The sequence below is a fragment of the Nocardiopsis deserti genome, assembly GCF_008638355.1.
In the GTDB taxonomy this organism is placed as follows: Bacteria; Actinomycetota; Actinomycetes; order Streptosporangiales; family Streptosporangiaceae; genus Nocardiopsis; species Nocardiopsis alborubida.
Genome location: NZ_VWVS01000025.1, coordinates 60,374 through 77,137 on the forward strand (window position 1 = coordinate 60,374; position 16,764 = coordinate 77,137).

The 16,764-nt window shown below is 73.6% G+C and carries 12 protein-coding genes; 7 read left to right on the forward strand and 5 right to left on the reverse strand.

Annotated elements, in window-relative coordinates; translation table 11 throughout:
- Positions 1-26: 26 nt before the first annotated feature.
- The gene (locus FYW99_RS28275) at positions 27-1,649 is read right to left on the reverse strand and encodes a glycoside hydrolase family 10-like protein (protein WP_150255052.1); all 1,623 of its coding nucleotides are present in this window, start codon (positions 1,647-1,649) and stop codon (positions 27-29) included.
- 322 nt (positions 1,650-1,971) lie between these two features.
- Between FYW99_RS28275 and FYW99_RS28280 the strand changes: the two genes are divergently transcribed.
- Together FYW99_RS28280 and FYW99_RS28285 are read left to right on the forward strand one after the other, a co-directional pair.
- Positions 1,972-3,252, forward strand: a complete 1,281-nt coding sequence (locus tag FYW99_RS28280; protein WP_150255053.1) for an isochorismate synthase — start codon at positions 1,972-1,974, stop codon at positions 3,250-3,252.
- Between the two features lie 185 nt (positions 3,253-3,437).
- Complete coding sequence (locus FYW99_RS28285) at positions 3,438-3,887, forward strand: GNAT family N-acetyltransferase (protein ID WP_150255054.1); 450 nt, start codon at positions 3,438-3,440, stop codon at positions 3,885-3,887.
- Positions 3,888-3,997: 110 nt separating this feature from the next.
- On the opposite strand, the gene FYW99_RS28290 is transcribed toward FYW99_RS28285, so the two are convergent.
- The 4 genes from FYW99_RS28290 to FYW99_RS28305 form a co-directional block, all read right to left on the reverse strand.
- Positions 3,998-6,022, reverse strand: coding sequence for a PhoX family protein (locus FYW99_RS28290; protein ID WP_150255055.1), 2,025 nt, complete (start codon positions 6,020-6,022; stop codon positions 3,998-4,000).
- A 459-nt stretch (positions 6,023-6,481) separates the two neighbouring features.
- Positions 6,482-7,447 (reverse strand): ABC transporter ATP-binding protein, encoded by a 966-nt coding sequence (locus FYW99_RS28295; protein WP_394350384.1) that lies wholly within the window; start codon positions 7,445-7,447, stop codon positions 6,482-6,484.
- On the reverse strand, positions 7,444-8,598 hold the full coding sequence (locus FYW99_RS28300) for a FecCD family ABC transporter permease (protein WP_150255056.1): 1,155 nt from the start codon (positions 8,596-8,598) through the stop codon (positions 7,444-7,446). Before FYW99_RS28300 ends, FYW99_RS28295 begins: the two co-directional genes overlap by 4 nt.
- Positions 8,595-9,677 (reverse strand): FecCD family ABC transporter permease, encoded by a 1,083-nt coding sequence (locus tag FYW99_RS28305; RefSeq protein WP_150255057.1) that lies wholly within the window; start codon positions 9,675-9,677, stop codon positions 8,595-8,597. Before FYW99_RS28305 ends, FYW99_RS28300 begins: the two co-directional genes overlap by 4 nt.
- Positions 9,678-10,052: 375 nt before the next feature.
- Here FYW99_RS28305 and FYW99_RS28310 point away from each other — a divergent pair, with 375 nt between their 5' ends.
- The 5 genes from FYW99_RS28310 to FYW99_RS28330 all read left to right on the forward strand — a co-directional run bounded on the left by FYW99_RS28310 (position 10,053) and on the right by FYW99_RS28330 (position 16,718).
- A complete protein-coding gene (locus FYW99_RS28310; RefSeq protein ID WP_150255058.1) occupies positions 10,053-11,072 on the forward strand; it encodes an ABC transporter substrate-binding protein in 1,020 nt (339 codons plus the stop codon).
- A gap of 573 nt (positions 11,073-11,645) precedes the next feature.
- Positions 11,646-13,016: a type III PLP-dependent enzyme domain-containing protein gene (locus FYW99_RS28315; RefSeq protein WP_150255059.1), complete on the forward strand. Its 1,371-nt coding sequence runs from the start codon at positions 11,646-11,648 to the stop codon at positions 13,014-13,016.
- Between the two features lie 94 nt (positions 13,017-13,110).
- Positions 13,111-13,674, forward strand: a complete 564-nt coding sequence (locus tag FYW99_RS28320) for a GNAT family N-acetyltransferase (RefSeq protein ID WP_150255060.1) — start codon at positions 13,111-13,113, stop codon at positions 13,672-13,674.
- A gap of 90 nt (positions 13,675-13,764) precedes the next feature.
- Positions 13,765-15,411, forward strand: coding sequence for a pyridoxal phosphate-dependent decarboxylase family protein (locus tag FYW99_RS28325; RefSeq protein WP_223839706.1), 1,647 nt, complete (start codon positions 13,765-13,767; stop codon positions 15,409-15,411).
- Positions 15,408-16,718 (forward strand): lysine N(6)-hydroxylase/L-ornithine N(5)-oxygenase family protein, encoded by a 1,311-nt coding sequence (locus tag FYW99_RS28330; protein WP_150255061.1) that lies wholly within the window; start codon positions 15,408-15,410, stop codon positions 16,716-16,718. The genes FYW99_RS28325 and FYW99_RS28330 overlap by 4 nt, the downstream gene beginning before the upstream one ends.
- The last annotated feature ends 46 nt before the right edge of the window (positions 16,719-16,764 follow it).

Sequence of the window (16,764 nt, forward strand, 5' to 3'; positions counted from 1 at the left end):
GAGCCCGCGCGCTCCTCGTCGGCAGGTCAGCCGCGCACGTCGGCGGCCTCGCTGACCGGTCCCTCGGCGCGGTAGTCGTCCAGCGCGGTGACCACGTATCCGACGCCGTTCTCCAGCGGTGCGGTGTCGGTCAGGGCCGTCTCCCCCGTCAGGCCCACGAGGTTCTCCGCGCTGACCGCGGCGCAGCGCTCCTCCTCGGACCCTGCGGCGGACGCGTCGGCGGGCAGCCGGTAGACGGCGTAGAAGCGGGCGCCGTCCACGGCCTCCCACGCCACGTCGACCCCCTCGTCGGCGGCCCGGGCCGTGACCCCGCCGACCGTGCCGACCAGCGGCCCCTGACCCTCGGGCGCGTCGGAGAGGGGGGGAAGCGCGGGGTTGCCGTAGTGCTCGTCGGCCAGTGCGGAGTAGGCGTCGGAGGCCTGCTCGCGCAGGTTCCTGATGGAGAAGTAGACGTCGCCGTCCACCTGGGACAGCTCGCCGGAGTAGTCCAGCTGGGTGCTGAGCGCGTCCTCGCCGGTCCAGCCGTCCTCGCCCACCCGGTAGGCGGCCTGGCCGATGTACAGGTCCACGCCGGTGCCCTCGACCTCCTGTGCCCACCAGTCGGACAGGACCTCGTAGTCGGCGGTGTCGAAGCCCCGCTCCCAGTACAGCTGGGGTGCGACGTAGTCGACCGTGCCCTCCTGGATCCAGGTGCGGGTGTCGGCGTACTGGGCGTCGTAGGACTGGAGGCCCGAGCTGGACGAGCCGCTGGGGTCGGTTGAGTCGTTGCGCCAGATGCCGAACGGGGAGATCCCGAAGCTCACCCAGGGCTTGGTCGCCTCGATGCCCTCGTGGACGTCGGCGATGAGCTGGTTGACGTTGTCACGGCGCCAGTCGGCCCGGGCGTCGAAGCCCTCGCCGTGCTCCTCCCAGGACGCGTCGTCGTCGAACTCCTCGCCGTCCTTGGGGTAGGGGTAGAAGAAGTCGTCGAAGTGCACGCCGTCGATGTCGTAGCGCTCCACCACGTCCATGATCACGCGGGTCACCCACTCGCGGACCTCGGGGTTGCCGGGGTCGAGGTAGGCCTCGTCTCCGTAGTCGACGAGCCACTCGGGGTTCTCCCTGGCCGGGTGGTCATCGGCCAGGTTCTCGACGTCGGGGTCCTGGAAGCCCACGCGGTAGGGGTTGAACCAGGCGTGCAGCTCCAGACCGCGCTCGTGCGCCTCGGCCACCGCGTACTCCAGCGGGTCGTAGCCGGGGTCGCCGCCCTGCTCGCCGGTGAGGTAGCGCGCCCACGGCTCCAGGTCCGACTCGTAGACGGCGTCGGCGGTGGGGCGCACGTGCAGGAAGACCGCGTTGAGTCCCATGCCGGAGGCGTCGTCGAGGTAGGCGTCGAGCTCGGCCCTCTGCTCCTCGGCGGACAGGCCCGGCTCCGAGGGCCAGTCGATGTTGCGGACCGTGGTCAGCCACGCCCCGCGCATCCGCCGCTCCGCCCCGCCGTCACCGCACCCGGCGGAGGCGGCGGTCCCGGACCCACCGCCGGTCCGCGGCTCCTCGGCACCGGTGTCCCGTGCGGTGCAGCCCGCCAGCAGGACGGTGGCCGCGGCGGCCGACGCGGCCCACCGCAGCGCGGCGCGCGGCGAGGTCACGGCACGAGCCACTGAATCCATGGAAGAGGTCTCCTCTGAGGGGTGAGTCGCGTACCGCCGTCACCGCGGCGTCGCACCGCGAACCAGAGTAGGCCAGACAGTCAATTTTCGGACACGATCGCGGCAAACTGTGGATAACCTCGCACCCCCCATGCCAGGGGGCCGTCCCCACAGGTCAACGGAGTGTCTGCGCGGGCGGCCGTGGAGCACGGTCCCCGCCGGGCAACGGCGAAGTCCGGGCCACGAGGGCGGCCCCGGCCCGGGAAGGGGCACGCCGCGCACCCCGGCCACCACGGCCGATACCGGACACACCGCCCCAGACGAGGTTCTAGACTCGGGGACCGTGAACGCCCTCCTGAGCCCGCCCCGCCTGTTCGTCCGCACCGTCGCCGTGCCCGATGACACGGCCAGCCTGGTGCGCCACCTACCGGCGGACTCCCCCCTGGCCTGGCTGACCGGCGACGAGGGCATCGTGGGTTGGGGACGGGCCGCGCGGCTGGACCTGGGCGGCGAGCCCGAGACGGCCGAGCCCACCGACACCACCCGCTTCACCGAGGCGGCACGCTGGATGAACGCCCTCACCGAGCGCGCCGAGGTCCACGACGAGGTGGGAGTGCCCGGCACCGGACCGGTCGCGTTCGGCACGTTCGCCTTCGCCCCCTCCTCCGCGGGGTCGGCCCTGGTGGTACCGCGCGTGCTGGTCGGTCGGCGCGACGGCCGCGCCTGGCTGACCACCGTCACCGACGCACCCGGGGCGCACCCGGCCGAGCCGATCCGCACGGCGTCCGCGCCGCGGCCCGTCGGCCCGCTCTCCTGGAGCACGGGGTCGCTGACCGGTGGGCAGTGGATGTCCGCCGTGGTCGGTACCGTCGAGCGCATCCGCGCGGGAGAGCTCGACAAGGCCGTGCTGGCGCGCGACGCCCTGGCCGAGGCCGACGCCCCCATCGACGTGCGCACGCTGCTGGAGCGGCTGCGGCTGCGCTTCCCCAGCTGCTTCACCTTCTCCGTGGACGGCATGGTCGGAGCCACCCCCGAGCTGCTGCTGCGCCGCGAGGGCGACCGGCTCTCCTCGCTGGTGCTGGCCGGAACCCGTCCCCGGGGCGAGGACCCCGACGGCGACCGGCTCCTGGCCGAGGAGCTGCTGTCCTCGGCCAAGGACGTGGACGAGCACCGCATGGCCGTGGACTCCCTGCGCACCGCGTTGGAACCGCTCACCGAGGAACTGGACGTGCCCGGGCGGCCCCGCCTGCTCGCGCTCGCCAACGTGCAGCACCTGGCCACACCCGTGCGCGCCCGCCTGTCCACCGGGGTCTCGGCGCTGGACGCGGTCGCGGCCCTGCACCCCACGGCGGCCGTGGGCGGCACCCCCACCGCGGCGGCCATGCGGCTGATCGCGAAGGCCGAGGGCATGGACCGGGGCGGCTACGCCGGTCCGGTCGGGTGGCTGGACGGCGCGGGCAACGCCGAGTGGGGCATCGCCCTGCGCTGCGCCCGCGTGGAGGGCGCGCGCGCCCGGCTGTTCGCCGGAGGGGGCATCGTCGCCCAGTCCGACCCGGAGTCGGAGCTGGCCGAGACCGAGTCCAAGTTCCGGGTGATGCGCGAGGCCCTCACCGACCCGGTCTGAGCTCGGGCGGGACCGGGGCCCACGCCCCGGTTCGGGTCTCACCGTTCGCACGTGAGCGGCGGCGCGCACGGGGGCCGCCGCCCTCACGAAGGCGGCGCTCCGCGCAGGGGTGGCGCTGCGCGCAGAGGCCGCTGTCCGGACGGGATTTCACAGCCGCGAAACACGGCGCCGCTAGTGTGGCGCCCATGCGTGTCGACGAGGTTTCCTGGGACGATCCCGACGCCGTCGCCCTGCGGGCCGGTCAGCGGGCGGAGATCGCCGAACGGTACGGCACCCCCGACTCCGAGCCGGGGGTGGCTCCCTCCGCCGGGGACATCGCGGTGTTCGTGGTGGCCCGCGACGCTTCGGGCGAGGCGGTGGGCTGCGGCGGCCTGCGCGACCTCGGCGACGCGGCGGGCGAGGTCAAGCGGATGTACGTCCGGCCCGACCGGCGCGGCTCGGGCGCGGCGTCGCTGGTCCTGGCGGCGCTGGAGGACCGGGCCCGCGACCGGGGCTGGAAGTGCCTGCGCCTGGAGACGGGCGACCGCCAGCCCGACGCGGTGCGGTTCTACACCCGCTCGGGGTACACGCCCATCCCCGGTTTCGGCGCCTACGCCGACGAGCCCTCCTCGCTCTGCTTCGAGAAGGTGCTCTGAGGGCTCCGCCCCCGGGCCGAGGCCCGGACACGGAGAACCGGCCCCGGCAGCCCCCACGATGGAAGCCGGGGCCGGTGGTCGTCGTCCCTACCGGCGGGAGGGGGGCAGGGTTACCTGCCGACCTCGCGGCCCGCGGTGTGCCAGATGCACACCACGGACGGGCGCGGGAACTCGCCGTCGGGCCAGGTGCTGGTGGGCGCCTCGAAGCTGCCGCCGTCACCCGGGTGCTGGGGAGCCAGGAACACCGTCTTGCTGTCCTTGGTGACGAAGGGGCCGCAGGCCTCCGCGCCGACCGGGACGGTGGCGAAGGTCTTCAGCTCACCGCGGAAGCGGCCCTCGACCGGCATCACGTGCAGGCCGTCGTTGATCCCCAGGGAGCCGGGCTGGCCGTCCGTGGAGATCCACAGGTTGCCGTCCTTGTCGAAGGTCAGGTTGTCCGGCGAGGAGATCGGCATGACCTTGGACTTGTCGAAGCCCGCGTAGTAGGTGTCGTCGTCCTCGGGGTTGCCGCACACCAGCGGCACGTTCCAGGCGAAGGAGGTGGCCCCGGCGTCGTCGCCGTCCTCGATGATCTCCAGGATGTGGCCGTACCGGTTGGGGCCGCGCGGGTTGGGCTCGTCGGCCTGGCCGGGCTCACGGGCGGAGTTGTTGGTCAGCGCGCAGTAGACCTTGCCGGTGACCGGGCTGGGCTCGAAGTCCTCGGGGCGGTCCATCTTGGTGGGGCCCATGGCGTCGGCGGCCAGACGGGTGTGGATGAGCACCTCTGCGACGCTGAAGCCGGGGACGAAGCTCTCGGTGTCGGTGCACAGCGCGATCCACTCGCCGGAACCGTCGAACTCGCCGTCGGCGGGCAGCGCGCCGGAGCCGTCGAACTCGTCGGCGGGGCTGTTGCCGGAGAGGCGGGCCACGTACAGGGTGCCCGTCTCCAGCAGGGTGAGGTTGTGGCGGCGGGATCCCTCGACGTACTTCTTGGCGCTGACGAACTTGTACATGTAGTCGAAGCGCTCGTCGTCGCCCATGTAGGCCACGACCCGGCCGTCGTCAGCCAGGCGGGTGGTGGCGCCCTCGTGCTTGAAGCGGCCGAGCATGGTGTGCTTGCGCGGCTCGGACTCGGGGTCGAGCGGGTCGACCTCGACGATGTAGCCGAAGCGGTTGATCTCGTTGGCGTGCTTGGAGAGGTCGAAGCGCTCCTCGAACCGCTCCCAGCGGCGGCCCGTGGCACCGGTGCCGACGCCGTAGCGCCTGGTCTCGGCGGACCCGGAGCCGTTGGCGAAGTACTGGTTGAAGTTCTCCTCGGCGGTGAGGAAGGTGCCCCACGGGGTCATGCCGCCCGCGCAGTTGTTGAGCATGCCCCTGACCAGGGTGCCGGTGGGGTCCTCCGCCGTCCTGAGCAGGTCGTGCCCGGCGGCGGGGCCGGTGAGGCGCATGGGGGTGTCGGCGGTGATGCGGCGGTTGAAGGCGCGCTCGCCGGTGGACAGCACCCACTTGCCGGTGCGGCCCTCGCGCTCCAGCTCGACGATGGAGCCGCCGTGGGCGGCCATGGCGGTGCGGACCTGCTCCTCGCTGGCCGCGTTCCCGCCGGTGTACCCCGGGAACATCAGTTCCTCGTTGGTGTACTCGTGGTTGACCCACAGCAGGGCGTGGTCGTCGTCGAGCTGGTGGAAGCCGACGTAGTCGCAGTTGTAGCCGAACTGCTGGGCCTGCGCCTCGGCGGTCTGGTCGTACACGTCGAACTCGGGCGCGCCGGGCAGGACCGGCTCCCCCCAGCGGATGATGACGTGCTGGTCGTAGCCCCGGGGGATGGTGATCTTGTCGTCGTTGTTGGGCTGGACGCTGGTGAAGGTGGGCCGCGGGGAGGGGTGGGGGCGGTCGGGGCCGCGGCGGTCGGCGGAGGCCGGGCTGAGCGCGGCGAGTCCGAGCGCGCCCGCTCCGGCGCTCACGGCACCGGCCTGGATGATGGAGCGGCGGGAGAGCGCCTTGGCGAAGATGTCCCCGAAGTAGGGGTTGTCGCTGGTGTTGGGAGCCGGGTGGAAACAGGCGTCGCCGCAGCGCAGTCTGCATGTCGCACGGGAACGACCACCACCGACCTGGCCGATCAACGGCAGCTGGCGGCGGCGGGGCGCGGATTCGGGCACACCTTCTCCTTGGGGATCGTCCTGCTCCCACGCGCTCCGTCGGTGCGGGGTCTGACCGGGGCGCGCGGATTGTCTCCTGCTCCGACGGGGTGCTCCGCCGGACGCTCTCGACCTTGGCCGAAATTCCAAACGCGCAGGTGAAACCAAGGTGAACGCGCCTACAACTCCGGCGCATACCCTGGTAGGTGACGCTGGGAATCCGTGCGGGCACAGATCGTCGGGTCCGGTCGTGATCATGGCGCACCGCATCCGCCGGGTCCACGTGACACGCCCGTAACCGTCCCCGGAGTTGTCGGCCCTCCCGTGATTCGGCGCCGGACGGGGCGGTACCGAAACGGGGCCGGGAGCGGAAAAAGGTTGCCGAGAGGAGGGGTTTCCGGGCATGCCGACGCCGGGGAGGGCCAGGAGCCGGAAACCGGAAAGGGGCGGGTGTGGTGCCCGGTGTCGCGGTGGACGGACTCAGGCGTGCTGGCCGCCGCTGCGGCCGACGGGGACCACCATGGGCCCGCCGGTGACGGGGTCCTCCACCACGACCGCCTCCAGGTCGAAGGCCTCGCGCAGCAGTTCGGGGGTGAGCACGTCGGCGGGGGCGCCGCTGGCCACCACCCGGCCCTCGCGCATGGTGATGACGGTGTCGGCGTAGCGGGCCGCGAGGTTGAGGTCGTGCAGGACCATGACGATGGTGCGCCCGCCGTGCAGGTGCAGCTCGCGCACCAGGTCCAGCACGTCGACCTGGTGGACCAGGTCCAGGAAGGTCGTGGGCTCGTCCAGCAGGAGGAGGTCCGTGCCCTGGGCCAGCACCATGGAGATCCACGCGCGCTGGCGCTGGCCGCCGGACAGCTCCTGCAACGGGCTGTCGGCCAGCTCCAGCAGACCGGTCTGCTCCAGGGCGTCGGAGACCGCCCGGTGGTCCTCGCCCGACCACTGCCGGTACCAGCGCTGGGAGGGGTGCCGCCCGCGGGAGACCAGGTCGGCGACGGTGAGCCCGTCCGGCGCCACGGGCTGCTGGGGCAGCACGCCCAGCACCTCGGCGACCTCGCGGGTGGGCACCCGGTGGATGTCGCGGCCGTCGAGCTCCACCAGGCCCGCCCGGGGCCTCATGAGCCGCCCCAGGGCACGCAGCATGGTGGACTTGCCGCAGCCGTTGGGGCCGATGACGCAGGTGATGGTGCCCTCGACGATGTCGGCGTCCAGTCCCTCGACGACGGTGTGGTCGTCGTAGGCCAGGGTGAGGCCGCGCGCGCTCAGCCGGACCGGAGCGGAGGCGGTCGCGGTCGCGGTCGCGGTCGCGGGGGCAGTGTCGGGGTCGGCGGTGGTGTGGGCGGTGCCCGTGGTCCCGTCGGTCATGGTGGCGGCAGCGGTGTCGGTGTCGGGGGTGGTGGCGGGTTCGGACGTGGTCCGCGTTCGGATGGGGTGTGTGGTCACGCCTGTGCCTTTCGGTTGCCGCGGACGAGCAGGTAGACGAGGTAGAGGGCGCCCAGGCAGCCGGTGACGATGCCGACCGGGAGTGGGACGCCGACCAGGTTGCGGGCGATGAGGTCCGCGGCGCAGGTCAGCGCGGCGCCGACGAGGGCGGAGAGCAGGACCGGCGGCCGGGGGGTGCGGGCCAGGCGCAGCGCGATCTGCGGGCAGGCCAGCGACACGAACAGGATCGGCCCGGCGGCGGAGGTGCCGAAGGCGGCCAGCAGGACGGCCAGCACCAGCATGGCGGTGCGGGCGCGTTCGAGCCGCACGCCCAGGCCGCGGACCACGTCGTCGCCGTAGGAGAGCACGTCCAGGGTGCGCGCGGCCGCCAGTGCCAGGGGCAGGAGGACGAGCAGGGCTGCGGCCACGGGGACCGCGTCCTGCCAGGTGCGCATGGACAGGCTGCCCGAGATCCACACCATGGCCCGCCCGGTGTCGCTGACCTCCCCCAGGGTGAGCATCCACAGGGTGAGGTTCATGAGCACCGTGGACACGCCCACGCCCACCAGCAGCAGGCGGAACCCGTCGACGCCGCCCCGCCAGGCCAGCCCGTAGCACAGTGCCCCGGCGGCCAGGCCGCCGGTCAGGGCCAGGGCCGGAACGCCGATGTCGGCGAGGGGGCCGCTGACGATGCCGTAGCTGCCGCCGAAGGCCAGCACCGCGACCACGCCCGCGCTGGCGCCGTGGGTGACGCCGAGCAGGTCGGGGCTGGCGAGGGGGTTGCGCATGATGGTCTGGGTGATGGCGCCCGCGGCGGCCAGGGCGGCCCCGGCGAGCATGCCCACCACCACGCGGGGCATGCGGACCCGCCAGACGGTGAAGTAGTCGTCGTAGGTGGTGCCGACGACGTTGGCCCACACCCGGGCCGGGGAGAGGAACACCTCCCCGACGGAGAGGTTGAGCGCCACCAGGACGAGGAGCACCAGGGCGGTCAGCAGCGCGAGGAGGGCCGGGCGGGGGCGCAGCGGGACGGAGACCGGGCCCAGGCGGAGAGCGCGGCCGCGCCTGGCGAGGCTGGCGCGGGCCCGTGCCCGGGCCTGGTCCTGGTGGGGGGCGCGTGCGCGCTGGCGGGCACCGTCGGGGGCGACGGTTCCGGACGGAGTGGAGTTCACAGGGAGAGAAGCCTCCGGCGGCGGACGATGTGGACGAAGAAGGGCGCGCCGAGGAGGGCGAGCACCACGCCGACCTGGAGTTCTCCGGGCGGTGCGAGGAAGCGGCCCAGGACGTCGGCGGCCAGGAGCAGGGTCGCGCCCATCAGCGCGGAGTAGGGCAGCAGCCAGCGGTAGTCGGCGCCGACGACGCCGCGGGCCAGGTGCGGCACGATCAGCCCCACGAAGGCGATGGGACCGCAGGCGGCGACGGTCACGCCGGTGAGCAGGGTGATGGCGAGCAGCCCGACGACGCGGGCGCGGCCGATCCGGAAGCCCAGGGCGCGCGCGGTGTCCTCACCCAGGGCCAGGGCGTTGAGGGCGCGGGCGTTGGCCAGGGCGAGGACGGCACCGACGGCGACCACGGGCGCCATGGGGACGAGGATCGAGGGGTCGCGGCCCACCAGGGAGCCCACCCGCCAGAACCGGAAGCTCTCCATGGTCGACTCGTCGAGCAGGACCAGTCCCGAGACCAGGGAGTAGCACATCCAGCTCACGGCGGTCCCGGCCAGGGCCAGGGTGATGGGTGTGGGGCCGCGTCCGGGGATCGAGCCGATGGCGTAGACCGCGACGGCGGCCGCGGCGGCGCCCGCGAAGGCGAACCAGGCCTGGGTCTGGAGCGTGGTGACGCCGAGCAGCAGGATGCCCAGCACCACGGCGAGGGCGGCGCCGAAGGTGACGCCGAGGATGCTGGGGTCGCCCAGGGGGTTGCGGGTGTGCCCCTGCATGAGGGCGCCGCCCAGGCCCAGGCTGATCCCGGCGAGCAGGCCGAGCGCGGTGCGCGGCAGGCGGATCTCGTTGACGATGATGTCGGCCTCGGCACCCGCGGTGGAGGTCAGGGCCAGCCACACGGCTTCGGGGGTGAGGGCGCGGGCACCGACGAGCACGCTGGCCAGGGCGGCGAGGCACAGCAGCAGGAGCATCAGGGCCAGGCCGGAGATCCGGCGCGTGCGGCGGGCCGCGACCGCGTTGCCAGCGGAGGGCGGTGGGGCTTCCGGGGCGGCGGAGGAGGTCGCGGGGGTTCGTGCGGCGGGGGATGTCATGGGGATCCGGGGGCGGTGGTGGCGGATGCGGAGGTCGCGCGAGCGGCGGGGGGTGTGGCCGCTGGATTCGGTGCGGGGGGATTGCGGGTGGTGGGGGCCGGAGCCGCGGAGACCGCTGCCCTCCGGTCCGGTACCTCCGGGGCGGTGGAGGCAGGAGCGGCGGAGGTCGGCGGCGGTTCGCTGGTCTCACTCACCTTGTCTCCCTCTCATGACGAAAGGCCAGGCCAACCTAAGTTAGGTTTGCCTAGCCACACCTGGATACCCTAAGTTTGCCACGTCTCGACCTGAGACGTCACCTCCCCTGGTGAGGTGTGCCGTTCTCGTGTTCGCAGAATGCAGTTTCCCCCGTTTCCCTCATCGACCGGGAGCCCCACGATGACCATTCTCCCCTCCCTGCGCCGCGCGGGACTGCCCCTGTCCCTCGCCGCCTCCCTCGCCCTGGTGACCGCCTGCGGTGCGGGCGGCCCCGAGGAGGCGCCCGCCTCCGAAGCCGGGCCGGAGACGGCGGAGGGCTTCCCCCTCACCGTTACGCACGCCATGGGCGAGACCGAGATCCCCAGTGCTCCCGAGCGGGTGCTGCCGCTGGACTTCACCTACGTGGACGCCACCCTGGCCCTGGGCGGGAACGTGGTCGGCTTCACCCAGATCGCCGAGGGCCAGGACGCCCTTCCGGAGTACCTGTTGGAGAGCGACTGGAACGTCGGCAGCGCCGAGGGGGCCGGGTCGGTGGGCCTGCTGTGGGAGATCAGCCCGGAGCTGGTCGCGCAGGCCGAGCCGGACCTGATCCTGTCGGCCGAGGTCCGCCACGGCGACGGCTACGAGCAGCTGGCCGAGGTCGCCCCCACGGTGATGTCGGAGACCACCGGCGCGACCTGGAAGGAGAACCTGCTCCTGGCGGCGGAGGCGATGGGTGCGACCGAGGAGGCCGAGCGCCTCCTGACCGAGTACGAGGACCGCGCCGCCGCCATCGGCGAGGAGATCGCCGCGTCGTCGGACGGGGAGGCGCCCACGGTGTCGGTGGTGCGCTTCGCCGGTGACGCGGACGGCGTGCGCCTGTACACCCGCAACTCCTACGTCGGCGTGATCCTGGACGACCTCGGGCTGCCCGCCAGTGAGGGAACCGACACCGAGTCCGAGGAGATCGCGACCTACCACAGCCCCGAGCGCCTGCTGGACCTGGAGGCCGACCGGATCCTGGTGGCCACCTACGACGACGGCGCCGGTGTGGTGGACGAGGACAAGGAGCGCTACACCGCGAACCCGCTGTGGGGTGAGCTGGAGGGCGAGAAGACGGACGTGGACGACGACTACTGGATGTCGGGCGTGGGCCTGATCTCGGCGCACGCGGTGCTGGACGACGTGGCGGAGATCTTCGGGGTGGACCCGCAGCGCTAGTGGGCTGGCCGAAAATGTTGCCGGTGTGGCGCCGGGACTCTCCTCCCGGTGATCTTGCTACTGGTGCCACTGTGGACCGTCGACAGTGCCTCTGGGAGCAAGATCATCCTCGATATGCACGCCCCTGTGAACCTTTCCGGTCACCGCACTAGGGTCTGTTTTTTGAACCGGTCTCAGCTTGTGGGGGGTTGGTTCGGGCGCCCACGGGGTTCTGGAGGTGGTGGAGGCGGGTTCGTGAGGAACGAGCGAACCCGCCGGAGACACCGAAGGTTCCCGTGCTTCGGGCGCCCGAACACGGGCCGAAGCGAAGCGGAGGTCCCAAAAAACACTGTCTAGGCGCTGGAGGGGTGGAGCGCGGAAGGAAGCGGCGTTCCACCCCGGAAGGGTTGGGGCAGGCGGAACCGACCCGCGGGCGCGTCCCCGCCGGGCCGGATCCCGGCCCGGCCGAACGCGGACGCCCCGGCCGGGCCGGATCCTCGGCCCGGCGGACCCGAGCGAGAGAACAGAACCCTGTCGTGTGTCGCGCACACAGCGTGCGTGCGCCACGACCACACGCACGCGGAGGGAACGCCCATGGAACCGCCCCGCTCCTTCGAGCACACCCCGGCCCTGAGCGCCGAACGGATACCCGCGCCCGTGCGCGAGGCGGCGCTGGCCCTGGCCGCCGGCACCGGCGCGGGCTACGTCTACGATCCGTCGCTGGCCGCGGACCGAGCCCGGACGCTGCGCAAGGCGCTGCCCGCGTGGGCGCGGGTGTACTTCGCGGTCAAGGCCAACGGCTTCGAGCCGGTGCTCGCCCACCTGGCCGAGGCCGTGGACGGGTTCGAGGCGGCCTCGCTGCGGGAGGGCCGTGCCGCGGCGGCCGCGCTGCGCCTGCGCAGGGAGGGGACCGGGAACGGAAGGAGGATCGCGGTCAGCGGTCCGGGCAAGACACCCGAGATGCTGGCGGGTCTGGCCCGGCTGAGCGCCGACCTGGACCCCGGCACCGGCGCTGGCACCGCTCCGGTTACCGACCCCGCCGCCCTCCCCGGCCATCCCACCGGCCGCACCGGCTCCATCGCCGCCGTGGTCGTCAACGCCGAGAGCGTCCTGGAGCTGCACCGGATCTCGGCCGCGGCGTGCGCGGCGGGCACGGTGCTGACGGTCGCCCTGAGGGTCAACCCCGAGCGCGTACCGGTGAGCGGGGCGCTGGTGATGGGCGGGACCCCCGGCCCCTTCGGCGTTCCCGAACCCCTGGTCGGCGAGGCCGTACGCACGGCCCTGGCCCTCCCCGGCGTGGACCTGGCGGGCTTCCACGTACACGCGGTCAGCGGGAACACCGACGCCGAAGCCCACGCGCGGTACGTGCGCTGGTGCCTGGACTGGTCCCGCCGGACCGCGGACGAGCACGGCGTGGACCTGCGTCTGGTGGACGTGGGCGGCGGCCTGGGGGTGCCCTTCGAGGGCGGCCCCGGCTTCGACCTGGAACGGCTGGGCTCCGCGCTGGCGGAACTGCCCGATCCGGGGGTGGAGGTCGTGTTCGAGCCGGGGCGCTGGATCGCCGCTCCGGCGGGCTGGTACGCGACCCGGGTGACCGACGTGAAGTCGGCCTACGGCGGCTGCTTCGCGGTGGTGCGCGGCGGGATCAACCACTTCCAGCTGCCCACCTCCTGGGAGATCCGGCACAACTTCGCGGTGCTGGAGGGCGGGCCGTGGCCCGAGGGGACTCCGAGGCCCGGAGCGGGCGGGGAGTCGGTGACGGTGTGCGGAGAGCTGTGCACCCCGGAGGACGTGCTGGCCCGGGACGTGCGCGTGGAGTCCCTGCGGGCCGGTGACGTGCTGGTCTTCCCCAACGCGGGCGCCTACGGGCACGAGTTCGCGATGCCCGCGTTCCTGGCGCACCCGGCCGCGCCCAGGGTGACCGTGGACAGCCTGTGGGCTGGGTCACCCACCTGCACACCTTGACATACTTAGGTAAGCCTGTCCTAATTAATGCGGCCCTGACATGCCGTCCTCACCGTGTCCCCCCGACACGCCCTCCCAGTCGAAGGATCCCCTCGTGCCCGTGCCGCACGCCGCCACATGGCGCATCGACAACCTCACCGGCCCCGACGTGCTGGCCGCTCCCTCCGGCTGGGTCGACGCCTACGAGGCGGTCTACGCCGACGCCCTGCACCTGCCCGACCACAGCCAGCCGTCCTTCGCCGAGCGCCTGGCCTTCAGCGCGGCCCGGCCGGGTTTCCGGCTCACCGCCTGCCACGTGGACGAGGAGCTGGCCGGGTTCGCCTACGGCTACACGCTGGCGCCCACCACCGGCTGGTGGAACGGGTTCGTCCCGCTGCCGGGAACGGAGGAGGACGTCGCCGTCGAGCGCCCGGGCCGGACCCTCGCCGTGTGCGAGGCGCTGATCCGCACCCCCTTCCGCGGTACCGGGCTGGTGGAGCGCGCGCTTCCGTTCCTGGTCAGCGGCCGCTCGGAGGAGCGCGCCGCCGCGCTGGTGGCGGAGGACAACACCCACGCGCTGGACATCTTCCTGCGCAACGGCTGGCGGCACGTGGGCGGCCTCGCACCGCATCCGGGCTGGCGAAGACACCACTGCCTGGTCATGCCGCTGACCGGCTGACGGACCCGCCCCGCCGACCGGCCGACGCCCCTGATCCGCCACGATCCCCCACCATCCGATCCGCCTCGGAACCACAGGAGCCCCACCCCCATGCCCATTACCCAGAGCGTCGATCCGGTCACCGAGATGCCGCCCGACATCGAGGCAACCCCTGTAGCCGAGGCCCTCCCCTCCACCGCGACACACCCTGTACCCACAGCTCTCTCCGCCACCAAAGCGCCCGCCTCACCCGCTCCGTCCCCGGTCCCCGCCAACACGGCGCCCCTGCCCTCCGGCGGTCTGGCGGGGGCTCCCGGCGGGCCCGCCACGGTCGCGTCCCTGGTCGAGGCCGCCACCCGCGCCCTGGCCGAGGCGGCCGACGAACGCGGCGGCCCGCTCCCGGCGCGCACACCGCACCAGGTCGCCGACGCGGTCCGCGAGGCGCTCGGCACCGCGGACGGCGCGGCGGGCGGCACCGCGCGGGACGTCCTGGTCCGCCTCACCCGGGTACTCGCCGCGGGCGCCGCCGACCCCGCGCATCCCCACTGCGCCGCCCACCTGCACTGCCCGCCGCTGGCCGTGGCGGTGGCGGCGGACACCGTCGCCTCGGTCCTCAACCAGTCCCTGGACTCCTGGGACCAGGCCCCCGCCGCCACCGCCATGGAGACCCAGGTCGTGGCCGAACTCGCCGACCTGGTCGGCTACCGGGGACGGGACGCGGGCGGGGTGGTCACCTCCGGCGGCACCGAGTCCAACCTCACCGCCCTGCTGCTGGCGCGCGACCACGCGCTGGGCGACGCCGGACGCCGGGGCGTGGCGCGGGCCGCGGACGGCGCGCGGCCGCGCGTCCTGTGCGGGAGGGCCGCGCACTTCTCCGTCCAGCGCTCCGCCGCCCTGCTGGGCCTGGGCGAGGACTCCGTGGTCACCGTGGACGTGGACTCCCAGCACCGGATGCGCCCGGCGGCGCTGCGCGAGACCCTGCTGCGCCTGCGCGCCGAGGGCGACCTGCCGGTCGCGGTCGTGGCCACCGCCGGGACCACCGACCTGGGCGGCATCGACCCGCTGGGCGCCGTCGCGCACATCACCCGCGAGTTCGGCGTGTGGCTGCACGTGGACGCCGCCTACGGGGGCGGTCTGCTCTTCTCCCGGCGCCTGCGCGGGCTCCTCGCCGGGCTGGAGCGGGCCGACTCTGTCAGCCTGGACCTGCACAAGCTCGGCTGGCAGCCCGTGGCGGCCGGAATCCTGCTCACCCGCGAACGCGCCCTGTTCGCACCGCTCTCGCGTTCGGTGGACTACCTCAACCCGACCGACGACGAGGAGGCGGGCTACCCCAGCCTGCTCGGCTACTCGCTGCGCACCACCCGCCGGGCCGACGTGTTCAAGGTCGCCGTCACCCTGCGCGCCCTCGGCGTGGACGGTCTGGGCCGCCTGGTCGACGCCTGCCGCGACCTGACCCTGCGCACCGCCTCGCACGTGCTCACCGAACCGCGCCTGGTCCTGGCCGCCTCGCCCGCGCTGACCACCGTCGTGTTCCGCTACGACGCCGGGACGCACAGCGACACCGTCAACGCCCGGCTGCGCCGCCGCCTGCTGGAGGAGGGCCGGGCGGTGGTCGGGCGCACCCGGATCGACGGCCGCGTGTGGCTCAAGCTCACCCTGCTCAACCCCGACACCACCCCCGACGACACCGCGGCCCTGCTCGCCGAGGTCGCCGCCGCGGGCGACGCCGAGGCCGCGGCCCTGAAGGAGTCCCGTTGACCAGCCCCGACCGGATCCACGACCTGGTGGGCGTGGGCCTGGGCCCGTTCAACCTGGCCCTGGCCGCGCTGGCCGACGGCGTTCCCGGGCTCAGCGCCCGCTTCCTGGAGTCGCGCCCCTCCTTCTCCTGGCACCCGGGCCTGCTGCTGGAGGGAGCCCGCCTCCAGGTGCCCTTCCTGGCCGACCTGGTCAGCCTGGTCGACCCCACCAGCCGCTGGTCGTTCCTGTCCTACCTGCGCGAGCACGACCGACTGTTCCCGTTCTACTTCTCCGAGCACTTCCACGTGCCCCGCCGCGAGTACGACGACTACTGCCGCTGGGTCGCCCACCGGCTGGACTCGTGCCGCTTCGACGCCCGCGCCACGGCGGTGCACCACGACGACGGCGTGTTCACCGTGGAGTACACCGGTGCCGCGGGCTCCCGCGCCGCCGTGCGCGGCCGGGCCCTGGTACTGGGCATCGGCACCGAGCCGGTGCTGCCCGAGGCCCTGGCCGCGCTGGAGGGCGAGCGCGTCCTGCACGCCGCCGACTACCTGGACCGCGCCCCCGGCCTGGCCGGGCTGCGCGACGTGACCGTGCTCGGCTCGGGCCAGTCCGGCGCCGAGGTGTTCCTGGACCTGCTGCGCTCCCCCCAGCACCGCGACACCGAGGTGCGCTGGCTGACCCGCTCCCCCGCGTTCGCCCCGATGGAGTACTCCAAGCTGGGCCTGGAGCACTTCACCCCGGACTACACCCGCTACTTCCACGCCCTGCCCCAGGACGTGAAGGACCGCGTGGTGCCCGCGCAGTGGCAGCTGCACAAGGGCATCAGCGCCGGCACCATGGCCGAGATCCACGACGTGCTCTACGAACGCGGCATCGCCGGGGCGCCGGTGGGCGCCTCGCTGCGGGCGCACTGCGAACTGCTGGGGGCCAGGGCCGAGGGGGACGGGTTCGCGCTGGTCCTCCGCCACCGCGAACAGGGCCGGGAGTTCACCGTGCGCACCGAGGCGGTCGTCGCCGCCTCCGGCTACGCCCAGCGCTCCCCCGACTTCCTGGCACCCGTGGCCAAGCTGCTGCGCACCGATGACCGGGGGCGGCCGGTGATCGGCGCGGACCTGCGCCTGGCCGCCGACCCGGAGCTGACCGCACCCGTCCACGTGCAGAACGCCGAACTGCACACGCACGGGGTCGGCTCCCCCGACCTGGGACTGGGCGCCTGGCGGGCGGCCACCATCCTCAACAGCATCACCGGACGCACCGTGCACCGGCTCCCCGCGCGGACGGCGTTCACGTCCTTCGGGGCGCCGTCCGGGGAGACGGGGTGAGGAACTCGGGCACCGGGAGCCCACAACCCGCCCCACGGACCACGAC

Excerpts from the sequence above, each read along its gene's own strand:
- FYW99_RS28275 (WP_150255052.1), bottom strand. The coding sequence starts at position 1,649 with ATGGATTCAGTGGCTCGTGCCGTGACCTCGCCGCGCGCCGCGCTGCGG.
- FYW99_RS28285 (WP_150255054.1), top strand. The coding sequence starts at position 3,438 with ATGCGTGTCGACGAGGTTTCCTGGGACGATCCCGACGCCGTCGCCCTG.
- FYW99_RS28305 (WP_150255057.1), bottom strand. The coding sequence starts at position 9,677 with ATGACATCCCCCGCCGCACGAACCCCCGCGACCTCCTCCGCCGCCCCG.
- FYW99_RS28310 (WP_150255058.1), top strand. The coding sequence starts at position 10,053 with ATGACCATTCTCCCCTCCCTGCGCCGCGCGGGACTGCCCCTGTCCCTC.
- FYW99_RS28315 (WP_150255059.1), top strand. The coding sequence starts at position 11,646 with ATGGAACCGCCCCGCTCCTTCGAGCACACCCCGGCCCTGAGCGCCGAA.
- FYW99_RS28325 (WP_223839706.1), top strand. The coding sequence starts at position 13,765 with ATGCCCATTACCCAGAGCGTCGATCCGGTCACCGAGATGCCGCCCGAC.